General features: G+C 59.4%; 17 protein-coding genes and 2 pseudogenes. 11 read left to right on the top strand and 8 right to left on the bottom strand.

The genetic code is table 11. The features are described 5' to 3' along the window. The first annotated feature begins 29 nt into the window (after nt 1-29). Together GNZ12_RS30540 and GNZ12_RS30535 are read left to right on the top strand one after the other, a co-directional pair. Nucleotides 30-654 (top strand): annotated as a pseudogene (locus tag GNZ12_RS30540) (type VI secretion system amidase effector protein Tae4). Between the two features lie 218 nt (nt 655-872). Beyond that, entirely contained in the window at nt 873-1,280 is a 408-nt protein-coding gene (locus GNZ12_RS30535; protein ID WP_172315859.1) for a hypothetical protein, read from the top strand. A gap of 330 nt (nt 1,281-1,610) precedes the next feature. Here the strand turns inward: GNZ12_RS30535 and GNZ12_RS30530 are convergent, their stop codons facing one another. Together GNZ12_RS30530 and GNZ12_RS30525 are read right to left on the bottom strand one after the other, a co-directional pair. Next, nucleotides 1,611-2,063: a DUF3828 domain-containing protein gene (locus GNZ12_RS30530; RefSeq protein ID WP_172315858.1), complete on the bottom strand. Its 453-nt coding sequence runs from the start codon at nt 2,061-2,063 to the stop codon at nt 1,611-1,613. 8 nt (nt 2,064-2,071) lie between these two features. Further along, entirely contained in the window at nt 2,072-2,446 is a 375-nt protein-coding gene (locus tag GNZ12_RS30525) for a CHAP domain-containing protein (protein ID WP_172315857.1), read from the bottom strand. Between the two features lie 1,387 nt (nt 2,447-3,833). Between GNZ12_RS30525 and GNZ12_RS30520 the strand changes: the two genes are divergently transcribed. The 4 genes from GNZ12_RS30520 to GNZ12_RS30505 all read left to right on the top strand — a co-directional run bounded on the left by GNZ12_RS30520 (nt 3,834) and on the right by GNZ12_RS30505 (nt 11,191). Beyond that, nucleotides 3,834-5,384, top strand: a complete 1,551-nt coding sequence (locus tag GNZ12_RS30520) for a CHASE2 domain-containing protein (RefSeq protein ID WP_172315856.1) — start codon at nt 3,834-3,836, stop codon at nt 5,382-5,384. 47 nt (nt 5,385-5,431) lie between these two features. Beyond that, nucleotides 5,432-6,337, top strand: a complete 906-nt coding sequence (locus GNZ12_RS30515) for a hypothetical protein (RefSeq protein ID WP_172315855.1) — start codon at nt 5,432-5,434, stop codon at nt 6,335-6,337. Between the two features lie 215 nt (nt 6,338-6,552). After that, a complete protein-coding gene (locus GNZ12_RS30510) occupies nt 6,553-9,426 on the top strand; it encodes a caspase family protein (protein ID WP_172315854.1) in 2,874 nt (957 codons plus the stop codon). Between the two features lie 124 nt (nt 9,427-9,550). Beyond that, nucleotides 9,551-11,191, top strand: a complete 1,641-nt coding sequence (locus GNZ12_RS30505; protein ID WP_172315853.1) for a hypothetical protein — start codon at nt 9,551-9,553, stop codon at nt 11,189-11,191. Between the two features lie 690 nt (nt 11,192-11,881). Here the strand turns inward: GNZ12_RS30505 and GNZ12_RS30500 are convergent. From GNZ12_RS30500 to GNZ12_RS30490, 3 genes are all read right to left on the bottom strand, one after another. Next, nucleotides 11,882-12,733 (bottom strand): carbohydrate ABC transporter permease, encoded by an 852-nt coding sequence (locus GNZ12_RS30500; RefSeq protein ID WP_172315852.1) that lies wholly within the window; start codon nt 12,731-12,733, stop codon nt 11,882-11,884. After that, the gene (locus tag GNZ12_RS30495; protein ID WP_172315851.1) at nt 12,730-13,620 is read right to left on the bottom strand and encodes a carbohydrate ABC transporter permease; all 891 of its coding nucleotides are present in this window, start codon (nt 13,618-13,620) and stop codon (nt 12,730-12,732) included. The genes GNZ12_RS30500 and GNZ12_RS30495 overlap by 4 nt, the downstream gene beginning before the upstream one ends. A gap of 162 nt (nt 13,621-13,782) precedes the next feature. After that, the gene (locus tag GNZ12_RS30490) at nt 13,783-15,015 is read right to left on the bottom strand and encodes an ABC transporter substrate-binding protein (protein WP_172315850.1); all 1,233 of its coding nucleotides are present in this window, start codon (nt 15,013-15,015) and stop codon (nt 13,783-13,785) included. 334 nt (nt 15,016-15,349) lie between these two features. Between GNZ12_RS30490 and GNZ12_RS30485 the strand changes: the two genes are divergently transcribed. The 3 genes from GNZ12_RS30485 to GNZ12_RS30475 all read left to right on the top strand — a co-directional run bounded on the left by GNZ12_RS30485 (nt 15,350) and on the right by GNZ12_RS30475 (nt 18,259). Beyond that, entirely contained in the window at nt 15,350-16,123 is a 774-nt protein-coding gene (locus GNZ12_RS30485) for an SDR family oxidoreductase (RefSeq protein WP_172315849.1), read from the top strand. A 106-nt stretch (nt 16,124-16,229) separates the two neighbouring features. Then, nucleotides 16,230-17,312 carry an ABC transporter ATP-binding protein gene (locus GNZ12_RS30480; protein ID WP_172315848.1) on the top strand — a complete coding sequence of 361 codons (1,083 nt, stop codon included), beginning with the start codon at nt 16,230-16,232 and terminating at the stop codon, nt 17,310-17,312. Between the two features lie 83 nt (nt 17,313-17,395). Continuing rightward, a complete protein-coding gene (locus GNZ12_RS30475; RefSeq protein ID WP_120306910.1) occupies nt 17,396-18,259 on the top strand; it encodes a MurR/RpiR family transcriptional regulator in 864 nt (287 codons plus the stop codon). A gap of 45 nt (nt 18,260-18,304) precedes the next feature. Here GNZ12_RS30475 and GNZ12_RS30470 read toward each other — a convergent pair whose 3' ends face one another. Continuing rightward, nucleotides 18,305-19,342: a MerR family transcriptional regulator gene (locus tag GNZ12_RS30470; RefSeq protein ID WP_172315847.1), complete on the bottom strand. Its 1,038-nt coding sequence runs from the start codon at nt 19,340-19,342 to the stop codon at nt 18,305-18,307. 255 nt (nt 19,343-19,597) lie between these two features. Here GNZ12_RS30470 and GNZ12_RS30465 point away from each other — a divergent pair, with 255 nt between their 5' ends. Both GNZ12_RS30465 and GNZ12_RS30460 read left to right on the top strand, forming a co-directional pair. Beyond that, nucleotides 19,598-20,863, top strand: coding sequence for a DUF3142 domain-containing protein (locus GNZ12_RS30465; protein WP_172315846.1), 1,266 nt, complete (start codon nt 19,598-19,600; stop codon nt 20,861-20,863). Then, nucleotides 20,850-23,510 carry a hypothetical protein gene (locus tag GNZ12_RS30460; RefSeq protein ID WP_172315845.1) on the top strand — a complete coding sequence of 887 codons (2,661 nt, stop codon included), beginning with the start codon at nt 20,850-20,852 and terminating at the stop codon, nt 23,508-23,510. The genes GNZ12_RS30465 and GNZ12_RS30460 overlap by 14 nt, the downstream gene beginning before the upstream one ends. A gap of 17 nt (nt 23,511-23,527) precedes the next feature. Here the strand turns inward: GNZ12_RS30460 and GNZ12_RS30455 are convergent, their stop codons facing one another. Together GNZ12_RS30455 and GNZ12_RS30450 are read right to left on the bottom strand one after the other, a co-directional pair. Next, entirely contained in the window at nt 23,528-25,066 is a 1,539-nt protein-coding gene (locus tag GNZ12_RS30455) for a Fic family protein (protein WP_172315844.1), read from the bottom strand. Nucleotides 25,067-25,291: 225 nt separating this feature from the next. Continuing rightward, a pseudogene (locus GNZ12_RS30450) lies at nt 25,292-25,774 on the bottom strand (IclR family transcriptional regulator); the annotation flags it as partial.

Genomic DNA, 25,774 nt, shown 5'->3' with positions numbered 1-25,774 from the left:
GCCCTTGCGAAACAAGAGGGGAACTGACAATGCCGAACAAACCGACTGTGGTTCGAACCAACTCGACACCCGGTTCCATCAAGGTAATGGAACTGAAAGTGCTGACGTTTCAGGAGTTGTGGGACAACTATCCATCGGGAGACCCCTATGACGATCCAACCGGGGAATACAAGAATCAATGCGCTATACGGATGAGTGTCACGTTCCACCGGGTCGGAAGCGAAATGAAGTCGTTTTCGCAAAAGCTGGTTAAGCCGATGCCTGGTAAGGCTACGCTCGGGCGAATCCTACTCGACGGCAAGCCCACGGCTACCCGTGCATATGAGTTGGGCGAATGGTTACGGCTGCGTCCATTCGCTGGACTTCCGAACGCAGAGGACATTACGGGCTCAGCTTGGGAAGCAAAGGTCAAAGGTCGAACGGGCATCATTCTCTTCTATGGGTACTGGCGACAAGAGGGCGACTCGCCGGCCAATCTGAGTGGCGGCCATATCGACCTTTTGGAACGGAACACGATTGACCATAAGTGGCCCTATAGACTCTATCGCGACCATTAGCAGACGATTCGGCTTCAATTCTTTTGCTTCGGGCACTCCGTTCGGATTTTCTGATTTGCGCCAATCGAAGCAAATACTGTTTTGGGAAATCAAGTGAAGAGACTAGCCGCGCTCTTGGTGTTCGCTGCGACGGGGACATTCGCTGGAACGATTGCCGCTTGCGTGGTGCTTACCTTCGCGCCGGTGTGTGGATACGACTGCGAAAATCGGTCATTCGCGATATGGTTCCTCATAACCGTCACGTGTTTCACAGGGTTCATGGTGTTTGGGTACTTGTTCACGCGCGGTGCTCGATTGAGCTTCAGAAGAGTGTCCTTGGTCGCTGTCTCCTTGACGACGACCGTACTGTTTGGGGCGATCTGCTTTTATGTAATCGACCTTCACAGACATTACGCGGATGCCGAAGCCGCACGTCCAGTAAGCGCAAACTTCGATTTCATGCGCATGTCCATAGCGACGCGCGACGTGCAGTCGTACACGAAGGCGGAGAACGGGGCGGTGAAACCGCTCGCCGTCATACCTCAATGGGAACGATGCGCGCTAGATGGTGCGTGGTGCGATACGAAGCCGAGGCAAGCGCATCTGCTGTGCAAAGCTGGCGTGGTCTACGTCAATGAAGCTGACTGGTCAGCGTTCACCCTTATCCCCAAAGAGAATCTTCGCGGATCAATGCCTATGAAGTCGATGAACCTTTGCGCCCCTGACAATATTCCCGATAACTGATTCGTTGCAATTCTCGTTGGTCGTCATCGTGCAGAAAAAAGGCGTGGTTGCTCGCACCCTTTTCATTGCTGCGGTGTGGTGGCCACTAGTGGTCGTCAGAGCTGCGCGGTCACCTTCGCAACAGCACTTGGAGATGATGCAGATGTGAAGCAGTGTGCCTCCGAGTATTCCGCCACCAGCACCTGCGAAAAGAACCAGCTCACAGCTTGGTGCTTATAAAGCAGGGTGAGGGCGGAGCAATCGACTCGGCGAGCTAAATGGTCGGGTTTGGCCGATTGGACAAGGCATGAATCGACCTGCAGGTCGACGTAACCGCTGGCGTTAGACGGTCTATTGATAATCGAGTGTGTCATCGACTTTGGTGATCTTCCAGCCGTCGCCTTGCTTGCGCAGAAACACCAACACGCTGATCTTGTCTTTCGAGCCGAACGTAACAGGAACAACAGCGACATCGCCGAGCATGATCGCCTGATGTGTTGCGATGTTGTTAGACCAGTCCTGTTCGTCGTAGTCCTGCACCTTCGTGAAGTAGTCGCTGTCGCCAGGTAGCCTGTTATGGCGGTAAGCGCTTCGAAGTCTGTCGACCGTCGCTTTGGTCACGTAGACATAAATGCCTTTGTCCAACAACGGATATGTATCTTTAGATTCCAACTTGATATACCAGGTGTAAAACGCTTTCGTGCTTGCGTCAGGAGTCGCGCTTTCCGCGAACGCCCCTTGCTGGAAAAGCAACCCGCCAACCAGCAGCAATACCGACACGGCGAGGGTCAATAGCTTCTTCATCTTTCGTCTCAGTTGTGTCGATAAATTTTGTATGCCGGCTGTGATTGTCGATAAGCCGCCCCCGGATAGAAGCCTTGCGGGCCAGGGTGCGTTTGCTTGAAATCAGATACCCATATGGAGCCGTCAAAGATCGCCATGTGCCCTGCAGGATTTCCCGGGGCTGGCTGTATCACAATCACATCGCCTGTCTGCGGATCGCCAATCGCTTGACGAAAGCCGACGGCCTCAAGAAGTGGGCCGTAGTCTTTGGCGTAGTGTGCATGGTGCAAGGAAATTCCTCCCGATTCGATCGCCTTGCGCACGTGCCTTGCACAGTTGCCAGTGCTGTGTGATTCCGCATGGTTATCCGCATAGGTCGCTGCGGAAGATTTATCGAACGGCATTTGCATCTCCCTTGAAGATTTAGTCGGCGCTCGCGTTGGAACGCTAACACATGGGATTCGTCGTTGTTGTTAAATTCGGGCTGGAGCGGCAATGTTATGCCAGTTGCATTGCGCCAAGGACTGTTAATGGCCGGCGTCGCCGAGGGTGTTCGTTACCTCCTTCGGAAGCCGCGGCGTTTCGGTGATTTCCGGTGTGAGACTGATGACCTTAATGGACAGCTTTGGAAAACCGCAGTTCGACCGAGTGCGAAGCTTGTAACAGGCCCAAATCCTCGACATTCATCATGGTGTCGTAGCGGTTAGCGACGTGGACCAGCCGTTCGATCCACATCGACGATGGACAAACGCTACAAGGCGATCGTTTGTCCGAGTCGAAGGGGTGCCACTATCCGTAGGCAATGGCTGATGAAGAGGCGGTGCGGGCCGCCCGGCCAGCGGTTGGTCATCGGCCATAACTGCCATTCGTCGCGGCAAGATGATGTCGGTGAACGTCCGCTGACGAGCGGGTTCGGCATCGGACAGTACCCGCCCAAGACCGGTGTCTGGCGAACGACTTGAAATCGCCCCGGAAGCGGCGATCCTGTGAAATTCGAATTCTGAAGGAGCTTCCCTCGCGCATTTTGGTGAAGACTAGGAGAGCAGCGACGCTCGAACTCGTGCGCGAGCCTCCCGAGACGATGCACGCCGCCGCGATCGATGCGTTCGGCGGCGCCCCCTTCGATCGCCCCCGGTGCCGGTACCCTTCCGACAAACGCCAGTGGAATCTGACAATCGCGGGCAGATTCCGTCAATTAAGTCGATTGGATTGCTATCGTGGTGCAGGGTGATTGCCCGGAAACTCGGGATGCTGACAAAAGTTGCGCCTAACGTTTCGTTCCTGAATCATTTTTTGCGAATTAGCCCTCGGCACTGATCGTGCAGGTGCTACCCGCGTGGCATGGCATCGAACGTGCATGCACGGTCTGCGCGCAATGCGTTCGGATGCAGACCCTCCTCGTCAGTAGCGAGAGCGACGATTCCTTCTGGGAGGAACCCGAGGTCCGACGTGGGGCGTTCACCGAGGGGTTGATCGAAGGGACTCGGCGACCAGCGACAGGCGGCCCGCGAAGCTACCCGCTGGGTCACCTACAAAGGACTTGGACGCATGGATTTCGAATCGCGTGCCCGTGACCACGCACGACAGGCAAACTTCGCGACTGACGAGATACCACCCTCAGGTCCTCGATGACTTTGCGCTGGGAACCAGATGACAGACCCCACAAATGAACAGCACGTCGTCCGGAAGGCGGAGCGCCGCGACATCAAGGCACGATTGACTGCTGCCCGTTCTGTCTCACGACCGCGCTGGAAACACATCAGGAGAAGAGGGCGCGCACGTCCCAGGTGGGTGAGACGCTGGTTCATCGGCTTCGCTTTAGGGTGCGCAATCGAGGCGGTGATTCACGTTGCCGGACACACATATCAGTTTGGTCCCATAGTTGCAGCCCAAAACTGGGGGCTGGATGTTGTGAACCGCTTGAACGTTCGCCACTGCTCGATACTCGGCGCTTGTCCCGAATTCGAGCCTCTCGAAAATCGTCCGATGCTGGTGAGAATTGATGACGAAACGTGGCGAAACCCAGCTTGGGGTGGCGGCGAACCCAATCGCGCGCCGCAAACGGAACTGGGCACACTTGTGGACCACGCGTTTCAGCTCGGTGCGCGGCAGGTGGTCGTCGACATTGCGGTGGAGGACAGGGGCTCCATCGAGACGACCTCTTCCGGTCGTGGTGATCCTTCTGATCTGGACCGCTATGAAGATGGCCGCTTTGCGAGTAGCCTAAGCGAGTTAGTGACGAAACCTTATTTCGAGCCGAATTGCCACGATCGAAAATTGATTGTTGTTCGCTCAGAACGTCGGCCATTGCCTCAAGATGCAGACGCCTTTCTTCCGGAGTTAAGGCAATCAAAATCGATAGATCGTCTCATTGCCAGCTCTGGCGGCCGGATCGTCGCTGCGGCTCCTTACTTCGAGGTTAACTCTGATCAAGTTTTGCGCGAATGGGATTTGTTCAGAGTCGTTTGCGAACGAGGGTCGAGTTCAACGGTTCAAGGGACATTGCGAATAGTGCCCTCGGTGCAACTGCTTACACGCGCGAACGAGTTGAACATTCGGAGCGATGTCGTCGAGCTCGCTAGCGGGCTTCCTTGCGCGCCGTTTCCGGCGCTTGGTGCCAGCCAATTGACTGCATCAGACCTTGCGCAACGTTCCTGCGAATTAAAGCAGACTCTAGACGGTCAGTCGGAAGCCAGCGGAGCCTGCGGACAAGCCGGGCATGGCGACAGTTCTATTGGGCTGAAAAAGCGGTACTGGGAAAAGATACGTGAGGCGTTCAGTGCAGCGGGCGCCCCAATAGGCGAATTGCCGGACGCGGGGGAGGTAGGGAACCGAATTGTGTTTCGCTACCCGCCTGACAAGATGGATATTCTGCCGGCGCTGCCACTCCTGAATTTCTCCGCCGAGTTCATGCAGCAGTGGCGGGATCAGGTTCAAGGTCGAGTGGTTGTCATCGGGCAAACATTCGAGGAAGCGGGCGACAAATACTATACGCCGCTCGGGCGCATGCCGGGCGCACTGGTGCTGGCCAACGCGATTGATTCGATGGCCGAGAACCAGCTCATGAGGGAGCCCAACACGTACGTCCTCTTATTTGTAATCTTGACAATTTTCGTGGTGAGCTTTATATCAGCAACGGTCAACCCACTTATCGCTACGACAGTTGCGACTTTAGTCGTGATTGTTGTGTCCGGAGGCGTCAGTTTCCTGTTCTTTTCACACGGCGTCTGGCTCGACTTTTCGGCACCGATCATCGGTATCCAGATTGAGCGATGGATAGAGTCTATTAAGGAACGGCGGGAGCTCAACCGCCTGACCAAATCGCATGATAAGCATAACTGATTTTTGCGGATTGTGAGCAGCGGCCTATTTTTGTGTTGGGAGGCATTTTGAAGCACGTTGACATTTCAAGCAGAGGCCGCCAGCTCAATCTTCTCGTATCGGCGATCATGTTGCTTGTATCGGAAGGTAGTAGTGCAGCACCCTTCGCGGCGTTCGTCCAGCCCGACCCTGCTACATCGACTCCACCGTTTGAGGCTATCAAAGTCCAACGAGGTGAAAAGACTATCAACCCGAATTCTCCACTACAACCTTGCGACAAAATAACTTTCCTTGCGGCCAATACCAAAGTGAAGAGGGTATTGATCACCACAGTGCAGGGCGGAAAGAATATCCAGCTTGACGCAACCCACCCTTCGGCAGAGATTTCGTGCGAAAAGGTCGGACTCACGGACGTGGCAATTCAGCTGTGGAAAGATATTTCCGGCGGTGATCGGGCGACATATTCCGTGGCAACCCTTTCTCGTGGCGATAAGTTCGGCTTGCCTATACTCAGTAGCGAGCGCTCAAACCTCGTGGCATCTGGGAAAAGGTCATTTTACATTGCGTGGACTGGCGGTACGTCTCCGTTCCGGCTGGTGCTGAGAAGCGCCATTAACGGAGAGACCATTGCCAAAGTGGACAATATCCAGGCTAACAACGCTCGAACGCCTGAGTTGAATCTTCAACCCGGCCAGTACAGCCTCTCAGTGTTCAACACTCCCACTGATGGATCGCCACCTGAACTGCGTGAGGACAACCTGTTCGTGGTCGACGTGTCGGAGTTGCCGCCTCCACCCCCTACGTTAAAAGCAGCCAAACTGAATCAAGCCGAGACGGAGTTGCTATACGTGTATTACCTGGAGGGACAAGGGGACGGCCGATGGGCATTCGAAGCTATGCAGCGCGCCGCAGCGATCGAACCCGCAACGCCTGCTTCGACTGATTGGCTTAAGCGATATGGAGGTGGGCAGTAGTAGGCTGCAGGGCCGCGTTCTGGTGAATATATTGATTCATCCAATTTCAGGAGGCCGACAAAAATTGCAATATCCGCAATTCAACAACGTCTGCGAAAAATATTGGGTGAGTCATGTGCTCTCTTTCACGTTTAAAATTTCTGCGAGTCATCGCGAGTGTTGCACTCGCTTCATCATTTGCAGTCTATGCGGGCGAACCACCTGCCGAACCGATATTGCGCATCAACCCCGGTGAGCATACGGGGGTGATTCGAGACATCGCCACGGACAGCGCCGGGCGTTGGTTGGTCACTGCATCACAAGACAAAACGTCACGAGTGTGGGATGCGCACGACGGACACCTGGTGGCAACTTTGCGCATCCCGATCGGTATGGGTAACGAGGGCCAACTCGATGCGGTAGCACTCTCGCCAGATGGCCAGACGGTGGCTCTGGGTGGAATTACGCAATTCAACCGCGGATTAGACCAGGTAGCTAGCGACGGTATGTCCATTTACCTTTTCGACCGAGCCAGTGGTCGGCTGCTACGCCGTCTGACTGGGTTACCTAGAAACATCATCCACCTCGCCTTTTCTCCGGATGGGCGCACTCTGGCGGGAACACTTGCCAAAGGGGGGCTGCGCGTGTTTTCCGTCGCCGATGGGCGGCTGATCGCAGAAGATGATGATTACCGCGGTCCAAGTTATTCAGTCCATTTCAGTGCGGACGGACAGCTGGTGACGACCTGCTTTGACGGCCTGCTGCGCTTGTATCACTTCGATGGGGTACGCCTGACATTAATTGCCAAACGTTCCGCCCCTGGCGGCAAGCTACCTGCTGCCGCGCGCTTTTCGCCGGATGGTTCGCACATCGCAGTGGGTTTTCTCGACACCACCGCCGTTAACGTGCTGGACGGCCGCGATCTGTCCTTCAGTTATGCGCCCAACACGGTGGGGATAAGAATGGGGACCCTTGCAGGGTTGATTGGCATCGCATGGTCGAGCGATGGTGCGAGCCTCTATGCAGCTGGGGATGCAAAGAAAGCCTTTAACGGACAGGAGCGGCAATACATCCGACGCTGGAGTCGAAGCGGTGCCGGCCCGGTGCAAGATTGGCCTGTTACAAATGGAGCCATCACGTATCTCGTTGCGCTACCAGATGGGCGTCTGGCATTTGCTAGCGGGGATTCGTCCTGGGGCGTGGTCAATGCGAATGGCATGCGCCAAATCTTCCATGCTCCGGCGGTGGCGAATTTTCGCAATATCCAAAGCGGCTTTACCTTGTCTGCTGATGGGACACGGGTACGTTTTTGTTACGAACAAGGGGGCAAATCTCCCGCAATATTCGACAGCCTGAATGGTTCCTTCTTGCCGGTGGACACCACTGGACTCATCCCGCCTCAGATCACAGCCCCCGGTTTGGAGGTGACGGGCTGGAACGGTACCTCGTATGCGGCCCCCACATTCAACGGCTCACCGCTCACGCTAAAGCCCAACGAAATGGCGAGCAGCCTCGCTCTGTTGCCAAGCGGTGATGGTTTTGTTTTAGGAACGTTGTTTTTCTTGCGTGCCTATGATCGCAAAGGCAGGGAACAATGGGAACAACCCGCGCTTAGCGGAGTACTTGCGGTGAACGTCTCGCAGGACGGGAGGTGGGTGGTAGCGGCTTATGGTGACGGTACGATACGGTGGCACCGCGCCTCGGATGGTGCGGAGCAGCTAGCGTTTTACCCGGACCCCGATAAAAGGCGCTGGGTGATGTGGACGCCATCTGGCTATTACCACGCCAGTCCTGGCGCTGAAGAGCTGATTGGCTGGCATGTCAATCGGGGCAAGGATCAGACTGCTGACTTTTTCCCCGCCAGCCAGTTCCGCGACCGGTTCAACCGTCCGGACGTCATCGACCGTGTTCTCGTCACCTCGGACGAAGCCACTGCCGTGACACAGGCCAACGCCGCAGCTGGCCGGCGCGAGCCCACTATTTCGGTCGCAAAGATCTTGCCGCCCGTGGTGGAGGTCGTCTCAGCACCCGAGCGCTTTGCCGACACTACCGTGCCGATACGTATCCGGGTGCGAGCGCCGGCTGATGCGCCGGTCACCCGGCTGCGCGTGCTGGTCAACGGCGCAATCATGCCCAGCCCACGTGCGGCCCAACTCGTGGACTCAGATGGCTCGCAGGAGCTGACTCTGGTGCTTCCGCCCAAGGACAGCGAGGTGCAAATCTACGCCGACAACAGAAATTCAACGAGTTTGCCGAAGACGCTGGTCTTGCAGTGGGCAGGAGACCGCAAGGTGTTCACCGTCGGAAAGCAGGGTACGGGCAAGGCTCAGAAGCCCAAGCTATGGGTGCTCGCCGTGGGCGTGTCCGCCTACAGCGATCCAAGCGTGCCGCACCTCAGTTATGCGAACGCCGATGCCGAGGCATTCGCCGCCATGCTCAAAGCTCAGCAGGGCAAGGCCTACAGTGAAGTGGAAACCAGGGTGCTGACCGACGCCCAGGCTACTCGTGCCAATGTGCTGGCCGGGCTGGACTGGATCAAGGCGCAGGTGGCAGCGGGAGATGTGGGTATGGTGTTCCTGGCCGGCCACGGCTTCACGATGGCCACTGACCGGCGCTACTACTACGGTGCGGTGGATGTGGACCTCAAGAGACTGACTGACACAGGGGTCCCCTACAAGGCCATCCAGGACGCGCTGATCGACTTTAACCTGAGGGGCGACGGCACCCGAGCAGTGTTCTTCATCGACACCTGCCACGCAGGTAATGCCACCGGCGCCACACTGAATGCGACGGTCAAGGCCAGCAATGGCGATGCGCTGGCAGGAGAGCTGACGCGCACTGAGAACCAGGTGCTGGTTTTCGCCAGTAGCAAGGGTGACCAGTCCTCTTGGGAAGAGCCCGAATTCCAACATGGGGCGTTCACCGAGGCGCTGATCGAGGGGCTTGGCGCGCAGTGGCAGGCCGACCCTCGCGCTACGGGTCGGGTTACCTACAAGAACCTGGATGCGTGGATCTCGGATCGTGTGCCCGTGCTCACCCAAGGCAGGCAAACGCCGCGACTGATGACACCACCTGGAGGCATCGATGACTTTGTGTTGGGAACCAAATGACCGGCGACCGCTGACCAACGAGGGAACGCGGGATCTTGATGCCGTGATCGAACTGATCGATTGGTATTGGCCATGATCCAGGCTTTCCGGGCCGAGGGCGCAAGACTCCCGTTAACGGGATGCCTTGAACGTCCGCACGGCCGAGGCCCTGCCAATCGTCGAAGCGACGTGGAAGGCGGTTGTCTATGCAGAAGCAGAGGATCCTGATTGGGCACGACGTTTAACGCAAGAAGAGGCGGAACTGGCGGCAAGATATGCGTTCGTCGAGTTGAATGGTTATCCACACTGGATTGCAGCGCTCGTCGATGCTCATGCGTCAACGGTCGAGCGCGTCGTCGGCAGTCAAGTTGACTTTGATTTGAAAGAGGACTTGGGACAAGAACAATGGCATTCGATGTCGCTTCAAAGTCTCCGATATGGTCCTTTGCAGCTTGCGCGGCTTCTCGCTCCACGACTCGTCCATTGGCTAAAAAGACCTGGCGAGCAACTGATGCAAAACCGCCACACCACGGTCAACGAAAGCAAGCTGGATCACGTCGTCAGCGTGTTGATGGCGGGTGGCGATGATCCGACACTGAAGTTCTTAGAGAAACTGGCGCTAGAGCAGGTTAGACCTTCCGAATACGGGAGTTTCCTCCTCTTTTGGTTGCCTGTGCTTTGTGCAGTAAATCCGGAGCGCGGCATGGCGGAATTGTTAACCATTCTTGATGGCTTACCGGTGGAGAAAGACGGGGTTGCTGTCCAGGCGATTGGCAGTCTCTTTCACGACCGACGCTCGAAAGGCGTCGTGGAATGGCGTACAGAGTTGACTGTTGAGATGTTGCTGAAGTCGACGATTGCAATCCACCGACACGTACGCTCAGAAGACGACAATCGGCACGAGGAAGTGTATTCGCCCAACTACAGGGATGCTGCAGAAGATGGGCGTCGGTACGTTTTCGACGCGCTCATGCAGGCGGAAGGCGCGGAGGCACTGCGCGCAAAGCTAAGCCTATCGCAGAATCCGCTGTTTGCTCATCTGCGTGACCGCATTGCTGCAATAGCGCAAGAACTCGTAGCCACCGCGCTTGACTCTCAGGTTGCCGAGGTATCGGAACTTGCAGCGCTTTTTGCCGGGAAAGACCTTCCGCCGAAGACGGGCACCGATATGGCGCAGTTGCTGGTGGATCGGCTCGACGATTTGCAGGATCTGATGCTTCGTGACGCGGGTCCACGGGCGGCATGGGCCGTAGTGAACGACGAAAACACTCTTCGGCCCGCGATTGCCCGAGAACTAGAGATTGCGGCCCGAAGCGCGTACACCGTTGACCAGGAAGCAGTTACCGCCGATGGGAAGGAAACAGACATCAGGCTGCGGTCCATTTCAGGCCAACAAGCCACAATTGAGCTAAAAATTGGCGAAAAGTCTCGCTCCGCAAAAGTGCTGCGTGACACGGTCGAAAAGCAGCTTGTTTTGAAATACATGGCGTCGAAGTCCGCTAGGACTGGCTGTCTCCTAGTCACAGTTGCAAAGCCGAACAGGCATTGGCTTCATCCCGATACCAACACGCACATCGACCGTTTCGAGTTGCAGGCGCTTCTTGACGCTGCAGCTCAAGCAGCGCAGGAGAAGCTCGGTGGAGACGCACGAGTATTGGCTCGCGTCTTGGACCTCACTCCGCGACTCATGACGGAGGTTGAAGCAGCAGGTAAGGCCCCCGCGGCGAAACGCCGATCCGGTAAGCCAGCAAGAAAGACAACGACGAGCGCACGTCGCACAAAGTAGACGTGACGACGTCCTCGGTCCGACATTTTGTCTCACCCGGCTCCCGTAGCGCAGGCAGAACTTTCTCTTCGCCCCCGAGACGAGGTCAAGGGAGGCGAGGGCGAGGCTCAAGTGCGACACCTCGACGGACTGGGTCTACCGTCTGTGCGCGTGCCTCCCGTAGCCGAGGCTTAAGGTGGCATTCCCGCCGTCCCGCCAACCGAGTCGAGCTCGCCTCTTGCAGTGCGAAAGAGCAAGCTGGACACCTTCGAGCGTCGACGACATGCATGCCGCCGGCGCCAACCTAGTTTGCATGCCTTCAGTTGACCAACGCAGAGTTTATGACTGAGCTGGCGCTCTTGGCCTACAGAGTCATGTTGATATGAAAGAGCGCGAGAATTCCTATTCGTCGGCGCGTGAAACGCGCCACTCCTCGGGCATGACGATGCGCGCCTGAATGCTGGCGTGCTCCTCGATCAACGTACGCGGGCGCAAAGATACTTCGAGGGACACAAGCGGGTCGGGTCCTGCCGATCCAAGTCGGTAGCGCAGAAGTTCACCACGTCCGCCAGTTCTTCGTCAGCTCATCGTCCCACAGCAGCCGCTGGTTTCGCATTCGACAAATGTCGGCTAATGCCGATGACCTGTCAGATCAAGTCCCGGCTAATACAGATGAGGCCGTCGCGTTGGACCAGGCCCCGCGCCCAATCCTCACTTCACCGCCCCCAACGCCAACCCTTTCACCAGGAACCGCTGCAACCACGCAAACACGATCGAAACGGGCAACGTCGCACAGAGAGTAGCGGCCATCACCAGATGCCACTCGACGACATACTTCCCGGCGACCATATCTGTCACCTGCACAGTCAAAGTCTTATTCTCCGGCGACCGAATCAACGTGTAAACGACAGCAAACTCATTCCAAGCATTAATAAAAGTAAAGATCGCAGTCACAACAATCGCAGGCACGGCAAGCGGTAGAAAGACCTTAAAAACAGCCCTCGTCCTCCCACACCCCTCCAACCAAGCCGACTCTTCCAAATCCCTCGGCACCGTCTGAAAGTAAGAAGACAACATCCAAACCGCAAACGCGATATTGAACGCAGCATAAGAAACGATGACCCCGATCTTGGAGTCAACCAGATTCCTATCCCCATAAGGAATCATCGCAGCCAGCCGGAACAAGCCAACAACCAGCAAAATCGGCGACAACATCTGCGTCACCAGCAGAAACTGCGAATACAACCCTTTCCCACGAAACGGAAACCTCGCCAACGCATAAGCCGCCGGCAAGCTCACAGCCAACGCCAACGCCGTCGACAGAAAGCTAATCACACAGCTATTCCTCAGCGCGACACCAAAATTCGCCGCAACCCACATGTCCGAAAAATTGCTCCACTGCCAATGCACCGGCAACCACCTCGCCGGATAAACAAAGATCTCCGTAGCCGGCTTCAACGCAGTAAACAACATCACCGCAAACGGAAACAGCACCGCCACCATGAGAGGCGACAACGCCAACCAGCACCACAACGAGCGCTTCATCTTGACGCTAAGACTCATGACGCATCCCCTTCTTTCGCGGGCTGCAGGCGCAGATAGATCATCGAGAAAACGAACAGCATGACGAGCATGATCAGCGACACCGCCGCGGCTTCGCCGGGACGTCCCAGCCGGAAACCAAGCTCATAGAGATACGTGACGAGAATATGCGTGCCGTTATCCGGCCCGCCTTGCGTCATCACCCAGATGATCGGGAAGGAATTGAACACATAGATCACGTTCAACAGAATCGTCATGTTGATGAACGGCCGCAAGAGCGGCATCGTCAGCTTGCGGAACTGCTGCCAGGCACTGGCGCCATCCATCCGCGCCGCTTCATAAATATCACCCGGCACTGACGACAACCCGCCCAGCAGAATCGTCACCGTAAATGGAATCGACACCAGAATGCCAACCGCGATCTCCACCGGAAACGCGAGCTCCGGCGTCGCGAGCCAATGTATCGGACCGTTGATCAACCCAAGCCGCTGCAACGTGACGTTGACCATGCCGTAGTCATCGTTGAAGGCCCAGCGCCACACTACGGCGGTCATCGTCAGCGAGACGGACCACGGCAGCATCACAATCGTGCGCGCCACGCCGCGTCCATAGAAATCCTGATTCAGTATCAGCGCAACCGGAACCGAAATCAGCACCGTGCCGCCCACCACGCACACGGTCCAGACAATCGTTCGTTTGGCAGCAGCGAGAAACGCGGGGTCGGTGAAAATCGTATAAAAGTTCTGCAGACCAGTGAAGTCACGAATCGCGCCGAAGCGCGACACCTCATGCAGCGATTGCCACACGATGTTGAAAATCGGATAGCTGATGATAAAAAGCGCCAACACCAGACTCGGCGCAATCAGCAACCAGGGCGCTTGCAGGCGCGAAGAAGCGGAACGGCTCATGCGTGCTCGATCGTAAGACGCGTCCCCATTTAAAAGGCGGGCGCGACGGGATGGGCCGGATAGTGCATTACGTGCGTAACGGGTATTACAACCGAAACGCGCGCCGCCTTCGCAACGGCGGCGCGCGTTCCGTGTTCAGCAAATCACTACGAGACTACGCGATCACTTACCGAGCGACTTGTTCGCTTGCTCCGCCGCGGCATTCAACGCGTCAGCAGGCTTCGCCTTGCCCAGGTAGATCGATTGCATTGCATCGGTCACGGCCTTCGCGGTGTCTTCCCAACCGGTCACGGTCGGCGCAAAGTGGGCTGTCGGCAGCAGCGCGACGAACGCCTTGGTATCCGGATCGTTGAACGCCGGATCGGTCGCCTCAGCCTTGGTGGTCGGCAGGAAGCCTTCGGTCGTCGTGAACTCGACGCGCGGTTCCTTCGTGAACAGGTAGTCCAGGAACTTCCAGGCCGACTTCTTCACCTTCGAGTTCTTAAACATCACGATCGAGTCCGTCACCGCATAGGTGGCGTGCGTCGTACCCATCGGGATCGGATCGATGCCGTACTTCAGGTTCGGCGCTTCCTTCTTGATCTGCTTGGCGAGGAACGGTGCGGAGATCATCATCGCGACGCGGCCCTGCTTGAACAGGTTCTGTACGTCTTCGCGGCTGTAGCCGGTCACGCCAGGCTGCGTCAGGCCGTCGTCGATCATCGTCTTGTACAGTGTGGCCGCCTTGATGCCGGCCGGCGAATTGAACGCCGCCTTGCCGTCCTTGTCGACGACGTCGCCGCCGTTGGTCCACAGGGCGTAGTAATAGTAGACGTCGGTTTCGATTTCCTTGCCTTGCAGACCGAAGCCGGCAATGCCCTGCGCCTTCAGTTTCTTCGACGCATCGATCACGTCATTCCACGTTTTCGGGCCGTCGGGATAGCCGACCTTCGCGAGCAGATCCTTGTTGTAGTAGAGCGCGCGTGCGGAAGCAGCGATCGGCAGGCCGTACACCTTGCCGTTGATTTCGCCCGGTGCGAGGAACGGGCCGATGAAGCGGCCCTTGAAGCTGGCGTCCATGTAGCCGTCGAGCGGCTCGGCGACGTCGTCCTTCACGAAGTCGAGCAGCCAGCGCGTACCGACAATCGCCAGGTCGGCGTTGGCGCCGCCGGAGATGTCCGTTTGCAGTTTCTGTTGCAGCGTGTCCCAGTTCACGTCTTCGATCTTGATCGTCGTGCCGGGATTGGCCTTCTCGAAGTTACGGGCCATCTTTTCGAAGTACGGCGCGGTCGCATCGCTGTAATGCGCGACCGTCACGCGGACCGTGTCGGCGTGAGCCGCGACGGCAATACCTGCAAACGCGAGCGCCACGGCAACTTTGCCGAGCGCGAGGGAAGCACGGGCATGCAACGACATTTCTCTCTCCTGTGTCGATCGGAGTTAGTGCTCAGCACTTACTCCGGTCCCATCCAACGATGGTGGGGGGTGGTCTGCTGCCGTCGCCGGCCGCTTTGGGTTAAATTGTTTGAAAAAATCCTACATGACGCAAAATAGCTTGTCACGTAGGGTCTGCCATATTTTTTCTTAGCCAGTTTTGTGCATAAGATGCTGTAAAGAAGGGGTATTCTGCATTACGCGAAGTCACGGATACCCAATCTTTTGGATGACTAGACAACTGCGCGGCGTCATGTTTGTAGGAAATTTACACGCTAAACGGGCGCTGCAACGAGGTTCAGGAGCGAGGGTAGACATGAATCGTGTGGTGTTGGTGACGGGCGCTTGCGGCGGTATCGGCAGCGTGTTGTGCAAGCGCTTTGTGGAGCAGGGCGATACCGTGCTGGCGCTCGATATCGACGCGGTCGCGCTTCACGGATTGGTGACGCAACTCGGCGCGACGCATGTCACGCCGATCGCGGTCGACCTCGGTGACGCTGCCGCAGTGCAGCAAGCGGTGGCCGAAGCGGTCAAGACACGCGGTCCGGTGGACGTGCTGGTCGCGAACGCGGGCGCCGCTAAAGGTCTGACGCTTGCCACGACCGACGCCGCCAGCTGGCAACGCGACATCCATCTGAATCTGAACGGCACGTATCACACGGTGGAAGCGGTGCGCGCGTCGATGATCGAACGGCAGAAGGGCGCGCTGGTGCTGATCGGGTCGGTGAACGGCATGGCCGCGCTCGGGCATCCGGCGTACAGCGCGGCGAAGGCGGGTCTCATCAGTTACACGAAAGCGCTGGCGATGGAACTCGGCCGCTATGGGATTCGCGCGAACATCGTGTGTCCGGGCACGGTGAAGACGCAGGCATGGCAGGCGCGCGTCGACAAGAATCCGCAGGTGTTCGAAGATCTGAAGAAGTGGTACCCGTTGCGCGACTTTGCGACGCCCGACGACATCGCCGATGCGGTGCTGTTCCTCGCGTCGCCGATGGCGCGCGTGATTACGGGCGTCGCGTTGCCGGTCGACGGCGGGCTGATGGCCGGCAACCGGTTGATGGCGGAAGAACTGACGCTTGAATCGCTTTGAATGGATTTGATTCGCTTTGAACTGCTTTGACCCGATAGCGCAGCGTGTTGTTTGCTCGATGAAGCAAGGCAGCACGTCCGCATGACAGCACGACGATGAGGACAGCATGGCAGCAGTGCAACTGAGCGGCATCTTCAAACGCTATGGCGACACGCAGGTGGTGCACGGCATCGATCTCCACATCGACGACGGCGAGTTCGTCGTGCTGGTCGGCCCGTCGGGCTGCGGCAAGAGCACGCTGATGCGTATGGTGGCGGGTCTTGAAGAAATCAGCGGCGGCGATCTGATGATCGGCGGCACGCGCGCGAATACGCTCGCGCCGCAGCAGCGCAATATCTCGATGGTGTTCCAGAGCTACGCGCTCTATCCGCATCTGTCGGTCTACGAGAACATCGCGTTCGGGCCGCGGATTCGCAAGGAGTCGTCGGCGAGTTTCAAGCCGCGGATCGAAGCCGCTGCGAAGATGCTGAACCTCAGCGGCTATCTGGATCGTTTGCCGCGAGCGCTGTCGGGTGGTCAACGTCAGCGGGTGGCGATGGGCCGCGCGGTGGTGCGCGAACCGTCGTTGTTCCTGTTCGACGAACCGCTGTCCAATCTCGACGCCAAACTGCGCGTGCAGATGCGCACCGAAATCAAGGCACTGCATCAGCGTCTGAAGAATACGGTGATCTACGTCACGCACGATCAGATCGAAGCGATGACGATGGCGGACCGCATCGTCGTGATGAACGCGGGCCGGATCGAGCAGGTCGGCCGTCCGCTCGACCTGTACGACCATCCGGCCAATCTGTTCGTCGCCAGCTTCCTGGGTTCGCCGTCGATGAATTTTGCGGAAGGCGTGTTGGTCAATCGGGCGCAAGGGCAGGGCCTCGCGTTGAAACTCGATGACGGCGGCGAGATTGTGCTGGAAGGCACGCCGGCGTCTGCAGTAGTCGGCGCAAAGGTCACGCTTGGGGTGCGCCCGGAGCACATCGAGACCATGGCGCCCACGCCGGACGCCACCATGGAAGTCGAAGTGGTCGAGCCGACTGGCGCGGAGACCCACTTGTACGGGAAAATAGGCGGCAGCACGTGGTGCGTGACGACTCGCCAGCGCTCGAAGATCGAGCCCGGTCAGCGCGTCACGCTGCGCCTGCCGGCCGAGCATATTCATCTGTTCGATACGGAGAGTGGACGCAGGCTCGTCTGAACCGCGTGTTGCCGCTTGATCCTGCTCGCGCTGATTGAAGCTGCGACGCAACGCGGATTCATTTAACCCTTAAGGAACACCGGGTGTCCGCACCGAACTTGATTCCCCACATCCGCGGCGCGCTGGCCAATCTGCGGCCCGCCGAGCGCAAAGTTGCCGAGATGGTGCTGAGCGACGTCGACTTTGCGATGCGCGCGAGCATCACTGAGCTCGCGCAGCGCGCGGAGGTGTCCGAGCCTTCCGTCACGCGCTTTTGCCGCGCGATTGGTGCGCATGGTCTGCGCGACTTCAAGATGCAACTGGCGCAGAGCGTGGCGGGCGGGGTGCCGTATGCGTCGACAGCGGTTGCGCGTGATGATGACGTGCAGACGTTGATGGGCAAGGTGGGTGAGGCTGCAGTCGAAGGGATCACGCATGCGTGTGGTGCGTTGGATCCGGCCGTGTTTGAGAGCGCGATTGCGGCCTTGTCGAGCGCGGGGCGGGTTTTCTTCTTTGGCGTGGGCTCGGGGTCGGGACTCGTTGCGCAAGATGCGGCTTTAAGGTTTTTGCGGCTGGATATCGCGGCTACGGCGTTTACCGATGGTCATTTGCAACGGCTTTACGCGGGGCTGATGGAACCGGGTGATGTGGCGTTTGCGATTTCACATTCGGGACGCAGCGTCGAAGTGAATGAAAGCATTCAGATCGCCAAGGAGCGTGGCGCGACTACGATTGCGCTGACTAATGTCGGCTCGCGGCTGGCGTGGTTGGTCGATATTCCGCTGCTGCTGCGCGTGCCGAGTCCAATTGATCCGAATACGCCAGGCGTGTCGCGTCTCGTGCACCTGTGCATCATGGATGCGCTGGCGATCGGCGTCGCGTTGAAGGCGGGTCCGAAGACGCTTGAAAAGATGCGGCACGCGAAAGCGCGGTTGTCGTCGCATGAGCCGGAGGCGGCAGGGGATTGACCCGGATGGTCCGCTTCAGGAACCCTGCGACGAAAGCGTGAACCGTTACGCTGCTTGAGAACGGTAAGCGATCATGCCCGCCGTCCGCGCGCGAACTTCCGGCGAGGCTAAACAGGTCGCAACGGCCTCGTAGCCCGGCGTGCCTGGATAGGGGGCGACGAGCGTGGGCGGGCTGTGATTGGCTGGGCACAGGATAATGGCTTCATCAGGGCCGATTGCTGCCAAATCCAGGATTGTGGAAGAGCGCGTCATCAGAAACAGCGGGCGCCCGGCTACTTTGGCACGTTGACGCAGATGGATGATCAAGGCTTCCTGCGTGGCCTGATCCAGCCCTTGCTCCACCATATCGACGACCAGGACGGCTGGCCCTTCGGATTCCAGGCCGACGAGCAGGGCGGTGAGGGCTTCCGATTCCGCCGCGCCTTCATCGATGAGCCACGCTAGCGCCTGATCCACTCGCGATTTGAGCGCCGGATCCGTTTCCAGACGGGCTACGGTCACAGCATGTCCATCGTGTATCCGTTCGAGGCTCAGGAAGGCGGCTTTCGGTAGTTTCTCAGCCAGGCATAGCGCCAGCCGTGTTTTGCCGCTTCCCAAAGGACCGATGATGTAGTTCAGCGGTCGGATTGCGCGCAGTTCGAACCGTTCGCCACCCCAAGGCCACGGGAGTTCAAACGCCGTGCTGAATTCGGCCGAGGGGTTCAGCAGGCGTGCGAGTTCGCCGTCGGCAGGCGCCTGACCTCGGGCAAGATCAGCCCGGAGCCCCCTGACTTTGGCAATCGTATTCACGAGCTGGCGAATTCCAGCTTCAAGTGTCGCCTCGTGCGCGGCCAAGGCGGGTTCCAGACTCTGAGGGTCGCCTTCCAGCACTTGTTCCACTTGCGCGAGGCTAAGGCCGAGTGCGCGCAAGGCCACAATTTCTGCCGCACGAACCATTTCGGTAGGGCCATAGCTCCGGTAGCCGGCCGCCGTGCGTTCCGGCGTCACCAGGCCTCGTTGCTCGTAGAGTCGCAGGGCCTTGATCGAGACGCCGAGCTGCTTTGCCGCTTCGGACGCACTTAAAAATGCGGTGAAACAACGCATGAGTCACCTCTTCGTTTGCCGACCACGCACATCATGCAGTTGGCCCTTGGGGACGAGTCAACAAGATATTTAGCGTGGGGCATTGCTTTCACGTCATCGTTTTACAACGAACAGCGCGCACCATAAAATCCGCCGGATACGCTGAACCCGCAAATGCACCGCGCATGGTCAAAAGACCCTCGAAGGGAAAAATGAAAAACTACTCGCTTCAGCCGTGCTCTGTCTGCGTTTGCCGCGTTCCCAAAGCATTGAATTATGAATGACGACGGTTCAGCACCGGCGCGGCGGCGACTGCATGGCGGGCTCGCTGCCTTTGCCGTGCCGCTGCTCGTGTTGTTGCTGACGCTCGTCGGCGCCTGCGGCAAGCCGCCAGCACCGTTGTCGAACGACGCCTATATCTGGCAACGCAAATGGACACCTTCCGTCACCTCCGCGATTGAATACAGCAGCGGCTTCGTTCAAACGTGGCACGTGCTCGCCGCAGAGAAAGACGCCAAAGACGACTGGACCATCGTCTCGCCTGATTGGGCGGCGCTTACCGCAGGGCACGCGCCCGTAACAGCCGTCATCCGGATCGAAGGCCAACTCGACGATCTCAATACGCTGCCGGTCGCGCGCATCGTCAAGCTCGCCGCCGATTGGAAGCAACACGGCGTCACGCTCGCGGCCATCGAAATCGATCACGACTGCGCGACATCCAGGCTCGCCGCGTACACGCGCTTCCTCTCCGCGCTACGTGCGCAACTCGATCCCGCCGTCAAACTAACGATCACCGCTTTGCCCACCTGGCTCGACAGCCCGGCGCTCGACGCGCTGCTGGCCCAAGCCGATGAATCCATCCTTCAGGTGCACGCGGTCGTGAATCCGACGCAAGGCCTGTTCGACCCGACGCAAGCGCGCGCATGGCTGGGCGCATTCGCGCAACGCACGAAGCGTCCGTGGCGCGTCGCATTGCCGACCTACGGCTCGCGCGTGACATGGGGCGACAACGGCCGCGTGGCCGGCATCGAAAGCGAGCGTCCGATGTTGCTCGCGAACGGCTTCACTCAAGGGGTATCGCATGAACTCGTCGCGCAACCGGAGCAGATCAGCGCCTTCGTCACGCGGATTGAGCGCGACGCGTTGTCGGGACTCAAGGGCATCGTCTGGTTCCGCCTACCCACCGACGCCGACGAACGCGCCTGGAGCCTCGTCACCTGGCGTGCAGTGCTGACGCGCGCGCCGTTAGCTGCCGCGATTACCGCCGACGTGCGCACAAGCGCTCAGCAACCGGGGCTATACGACGTGTCGCTCGTCAGCGGCGGCAATGCCGACGCGCCACTACCCGCTGTGGTGCGCACCGATTCCTCATGCGAAGCCGCCGACGGCATCAACGGCTACGCACTCGACTACGACGCGCACGGCATGCTGCTGCGGCGTGTTCAACCCGGCTTGCTGCGTGCGGGAATGCGCCGCGACATCGGCTGGCTTCGCTGCGGCGAAGTCGAAAACAAAAAGGTCTCTGTTCATGTTGAACCGTAAAACGCTTGCGCTCGGTGGCGGGGTCGCGTTGTTGGCTGGCGCGGTCATCGTCCATGCCTGCGGACCGTTCTTTCCGCTGCAATTGCTCGACAATCGCGCGGGCACGCTGTCCGGTACGCCGAACAATTCGTTTTCGTATGAGGCGTCGTATCTCGTGACGCCGGGTGACCATCTGCAGGCTCCGGAAGCCGCAAGCGTGCCGGCGGGGCAACAGCCGGTCGATCCTGCCACGGCGGTGTTGGCCGGTCTCTCGCCAGAACAGATCGCCACGCTGGCTGCGATGGCCAAGGCCGCCGATGGAGATGCGGCCTATGCAATGGGCGCAGGCGTGCCGGAAGCACAACGGCTCTATGCTGCCGCTGACGTCGATTTCGGGCACGCGCTGGCGGCCTGTACAAGTACCGAAAGTGTCGCGTCGGATGCCCCTGCGTCCGGGGCAAACGCAACCGCTGCAAATGCGGCAGCGTCCAGTTCTCCGCCAGCTACCAGCGCGGCGAGCACGACTGACACTCCCCAACCCACCTGCGCCGCACGCGAACCGCTACTCAGCCGCGCAGCCACGCGGCTCGACGCGATCCTTGCATTGGCCGCCTCAACCGGCGCTCCACGTGCGGTAGCCGCCGCAACTGAACTCGCGGCCATCGCCCAGGCCCGCGCGGACAACTGCACAGGCGGCGACGCCTGCGCCGCCCTCACAGCAGCATTGCCGGCAGCGTACGCAAGACCGCGCACGCTCGCGGCGAACGGCGCCCCCGATCCCGAAGGCCTCGCGGTGGCCAGCTTCGGCGACGAAGCGCTCACCTTTCTGCACAACAAGGAGAGCGGCAAGCAATGCGACTACCGCAGCTTCCTGAATAACACGTCGTGCGCGGCGGCGATCGCGCCGGCGAATCTCAAACACGCCATCAACCTTTACGCGCAGCAGGCGGCTCGCGGTGGCAACAGCGGCTTGCAATCCATGCGCTTCATCGCGGCGTGGACGCTCGCCGACAAGGCGCGTGTCGCGTCACTGATCGACGATCCGGTCGCGCAACGTCTGCTGGTCGCGTATGCGCTCGCGCGGGAAGGCGACATCGTCAAGGACCAACCGGCGAGTGCGTTCGAATACTACGGCGGCTACGACAACAGTTACGGCCCGACCGGCTATGCCGATGCCGCCCGCGGCGACAAGGGCATCAAATCCAACCCGGCTTTAGTGTCGCTGGTCGAGGCGATCCAGCAACGCGGCATCGATCATGTCGCAGGCGCCGACCGCCTCGCCGCGCTCGCCTATCGCGTCGGCCGCTACGATTTCGCTAGTACGCTGGTGGCGCGTGAACACAGCGCACTCGCAAGCTGGGTGACCGCAAAACTAGCTTTGCGCCGCGGCGATACGGCGGCTGCTGTGCAGGCGTATGCGCAAGCATCCAAAGGTTTTCCGGTCGCCGATTCGAGTGTCGAGCCTGCCGGCGCGCAGTTGATCAAGGGCGAGCAGGCGGTGCTGACACTGTCGCGCGGCCAGTATGTCGAAGCGCTCGGCTACCTGTTTGACGCGGCGTCGCGACGGGATAACACCGGCGGGCAAGACGACTCCGTCTCCGATGTCGCGTACGGCAGCGACATGGCCTATATCACGGAACGCGTGCTCACCACCGACGAGCTGAAGCACTTCGTCGACTCGCGCGCACCTGCATCGGCGCTCCCGCCGACGCCATCGCCCGATGCCGGTGCGGGCGCCTACTACGCCTTGCACCAGACCACCGCCGATACCTTGCGTTATCTGCTCGCGCGCCGCCTCGTGCGTGACGGCCGGATCGACGAAGCGCTGCCGTATTTCCCCGCCGACGACGATCCGCGCTACAGCGCCTTCAGTTGGGAAGGCGGCCAGACGACTCGCAAGCAATTGCAGCTTCGCAAGCTCGCGCGCGACTATGCGGCTGCGCTGGACGAGGCGCAGCACGCGTGGACGCGCACGAACCGCGCGCGCGGCTGGTTCGACGCGGCGACGCTCGCGAAGCAGTCCGGGATGGAGTTGATGGGCTACGAGCAGGGACCGGATTTTTACGACATCGACGGTGCGTTCGCCGGCGGATCGGGGCGCTCAGGCGTCATCAGCGCGCGCGTGGATCGAGCTTCCGATGCTGGCGCGGCCAGGGCGGCTGCGGTACCGGACACGCCGGCGGCGCGCGCGGAGGTGGACCTGGCTGGACCGTTCGTTACCGCCGACGAGAAGCACCGCTATGCGGCCAGCGAGAGCAAACCGCTGACGCGTTTTCACTACCGCGAAATCGCCGCCGACTACATCGTCAAAGCGGCGGATGGGTTGCCACCGCGTTCGCAGGCATTTGCCGCCGTGCTATGTCGCGGGACGGACTGGATGCACAACGACGATCCGGCGCGTGCGCGTGGTTTTTATCAGCGGTATGTCAAGGAGGGGGCTTACGTCAACTTCGGCGGGCCGTTCGGCACGCTGTGCCCGGAACCGGATTTCCAGGCTGCGGCGACGTTCACTTATACGCAGGCGTGGCAAAACGTGAAGCGCGATACGGGGCGCAACAAGAAGCGCGTGGCGCTGATCGGGTTGCTGATCGCCGCGGGTGTGATCGGTGTGGGGGTGTGGCGTTATCGGAGGGGAAAAGCGCGGCGTACCGATGCCAATGGCAAGTGATCTTGCTTCGGCGGGGGCTAGCGATTGTTCTCATCTGAAAATGCTTCGGTGACAGCCTGCACGATTTGCGCGCTCAACTCCGGCCGCTCGTCAAACAGCGGATAGCGCTTGCGCAAGTTGTTCGACACGCTGTTTCCGTTCTGCCGGACGCTGCGAATGATGCTGTCCAGATCGTTGTCCGGCGCTTCGAGAAAATCCTTGATGGCGCGCCGTGCTGAGTCGTTGGCGTGCAGAAAGCGCGCCTCGGTGCGCATTTCATGCGTTAGCGTCATGTCGATCACGTCAGCCAGATAGATGACGTGTGCGGTCAGATCGGGATAGCGCCAGGCGGGCAGCGCGTCGTCATACGCGCGAAAGTGCAGGTTGTATTCGACACCGTCTTCCGCGATCTCGGTCCTGCCGAACGTGTACTGGTCCGCATAGTGTTTCATCAACGGGCGCGAAAAACGTTCGAGCACTTTGTCGTAAGCGGCACGATCGCGCGTGCTGTGGGTGATCGTGGCGGATACCGGCAAGATGATTGGCGCAGGCACCGCGCCGTCGCGACGCAGAATGTCGTTGATCAGGAAGCGCGAAATGCGGCCGTTGCCATCGGCCATAGGGTGGACATAGACGAAGCCGAACGACGCCGCGGCAGCACGCACGATAGACGCCCCCCCTTCGGTGCGTTCCAGAAAGCGGCTAAGCCCTGCGAGCATCGTTTCGATGTGTTCCCAATGCGGCGCGATGTAGTCGACCACCGGTTGATAGCGTGCGATGTGCCCCACATACACCGGGGAGCGGCGGATGCCGTAACGCAGGGCCGACTGCCCCAGGATGCCGCGTTGCAAGACGCCGAGCGTTTCGGCGTCGAACGGATTCGCATGCTGTCCGCATTCGCTTTCCATGACCGCGGCAAAGCGGCGGATTCGATCCTCTTTGTCCTGCTCGTGTTCGATCAGAAAGCTCGCGCGGCTCTCTTTGACCGTCAGCCAGACGGCGCTGCGCAAGATCAGATCGATGCCATAGGCCGCTTCCAGTTCGGCAAGCGGTGCGGCAAGGTCGTAAGCTTCGGCGCGCTGAACCGCTTCGACACGTCGAATCACCGGGCAAAAATCCCGATTGCCTGGCAGGTTGTCGCGCACACGCCAACGCGCGTTGTTGACCGGCGTGCCTACGACGAAGTCCTCGGGATTCAACGCATCCACATAGTTTCCCCGGGAGATGCCCGGCGCGTTTAACGGCTCCGGCATCAACCACTCATAAAAGAAGCAGGCGCGGCGGGCATACGCGCCTGTGGGTTCGCGGGCGATCCATGCCTCCAGTTCGTGGCGCACCGGTTGCAGCGCATAGAGTCGCGCGATGAATTCCAGGTGAATGCCCTCGTGCCGGAAGGCGAAAGTCAGGTTGTCGGTCAGGCTGGCGGCCGGACGATAGCGTTCGGGGTAAACCTCGCGGCGGATGTCACCGTCGGTGGACGTTGAGCGAACCCGGCCGATTTCACTTTGAACGGCGAACGGGTGGACCGGTACGACGCCGTACGTGTTGGATAGCCATTGATAACCGATCTGCGGCATGATTTTCGATCCGGGGTGGCGGGGACGCGCGCGAGGACACGTTGTTTCGCTCAGTTTTGCGTAGTTTCGATTACTCGGCTCGCAAAACGATTACAAAACGCGTATTTTCTGGAAAAACGATTATACGGCGTCTGCGCTTCATTTCGATTACTGGGCGCGTAAAACGATTACAAAGTGCCAGTTTTTTTGGAAAAACGATTACTTATCCCTTGTTGAGGCAGCTTTTCAGGCCTCGCCTGCCACCGCCATCCACCCAAACCGCCGCGACAACCTCTGGGTGGCGGCGCGCAAAGTCTGCGCTGGGCCGCCCGCGAGTTCGCTGTCGAAGCTGCCACTCGGCCCCATCAACGCGAGCACCAGACAGATGCTGCCGGTGTGGTCCAGCACCGGCGCGGCCAGGGTGTCGATACCCGGTACGGGCCGGCTCAATGCGGTGTCGATGCCGTCGGCGCGGATTTGTGCAAGGCGTTTGGCGTAGGCCTTTGTCAACTGCGGTAGCGACGGCGCGGCGTCTTTGCGACTTGAGGCCGTTGCTGGACCTTCAGCCGCTGTTGCCGCCCCCACAAAAATCTCTTCCTCCTCAGCCCCCGCCAGCCGCAAATGATCCTGTGCCAGCAGACCATGACGCACATCGTCCGCGACATACGCGGCAAACACCCGCCCGATCGCCGTATTCACCAGCGACATTACCGTGCCGACCCGCACGCT

Origin of the sequence: Paraburkholderia solitsugae, from assembly GCF_013177695.1 — a bacterium.
Taxonomy (GTDB): domain Bacteria; phylum Pseudomonadota; class Gammaproteobacteria; order Burkholderiales; family Burkholderiaceae; genus Paraburkholderia; species Paraburkholderia solitsugae.
Note: the sequence above shows the minus strand (reverse complement) of the source record. Positions and strands in the feature narration are given on the sequence as shown.

Excerpts from the sequence above, each read along its gene's own strand:
- GNZ12_RS30530 (WP_172315858.1), bottom strand. The coding sequence starts at position 2,063 with ATGAAGAAGCTATTGACCCTCGCCGTGTCGGTATTGCTGCTGGTTGGC.
- GNZ12_RS30490 (WP_172315850.1), bottom strand. The coding sequence starts at position 15,015 with ATGTCGTTGCATGCCCGTGCTTCCCTCGCGCTCGGCAAAGTTGCCGTG.
- GNZ12_RS30485 (WP_172315849.1), top strand. The coding sequence starts at position 15,350 with ATGAATCGTGTGGTGTTGGTGACGGGCGCTTGCGGCGGTATCGGCAGC.
- GNZ12_RS30500 (WP_172315852.1), bottom strand. The coding sequence starts at position 12,733 with ATGAGTCTTAGCGTCAAGATGAAGCGCTCGTTGTGGTGCTGGTTGGCG.
- GNZ12_RS30525 (WP_172315857.1), bottom strand. The coding sequence starts at position 2,446 with ATGCCGTTCGATAAATCTTCCGCAGCGACCTATGCGGATAACCATGCG.
- GNZ12_RS30465 (WP_172315846.1), top strand. The coding sequence starts at position 19,598 with ATGAATGACGACGGTTCAGCACCGGCGCGGCGGCGACTGCATGGCGGG.
- GNZ12_RS30470 (WP_172315847.1), bottom strand. The coding sequence starts at position 19,342 with ATGCGTTGTTTCACCGCATTTTTAAGTGCGTCCGAAGCGGCAAAGCAG.
- GNZ12_RS30480 (WP_172315848.1), top strand. The coding sequence starts at position 16,230 with ATGGCAGCAGTGCAACTGAGCGGCATCTTCAAACGCTATGGCGACACG.
- GNZ12_RS30495 (WP_172315851.1), bottom strand. The coding sequence starts at position 13,620 with ATGAGCCGTTCCGCTTCTTCGCGCCTGCAAGCGCCCTGGTTGCTGATT.
- GNZ12_RS30455 (WP_172315844.1), bottom strand. The coding sequence starts at position 25,066 with ATGCCGCAGATCGGTTATCAATGGCTATCCAACACGTACGGCGTCGTA.
- GNZ12_RS30460 (WP_172315845.1), top strand. The coding sequence starts at position 20,850 with ATGTTGAACCGTAAAACGCTTGCGCTCGGTGGCGGGGTCGCGTTGTTG.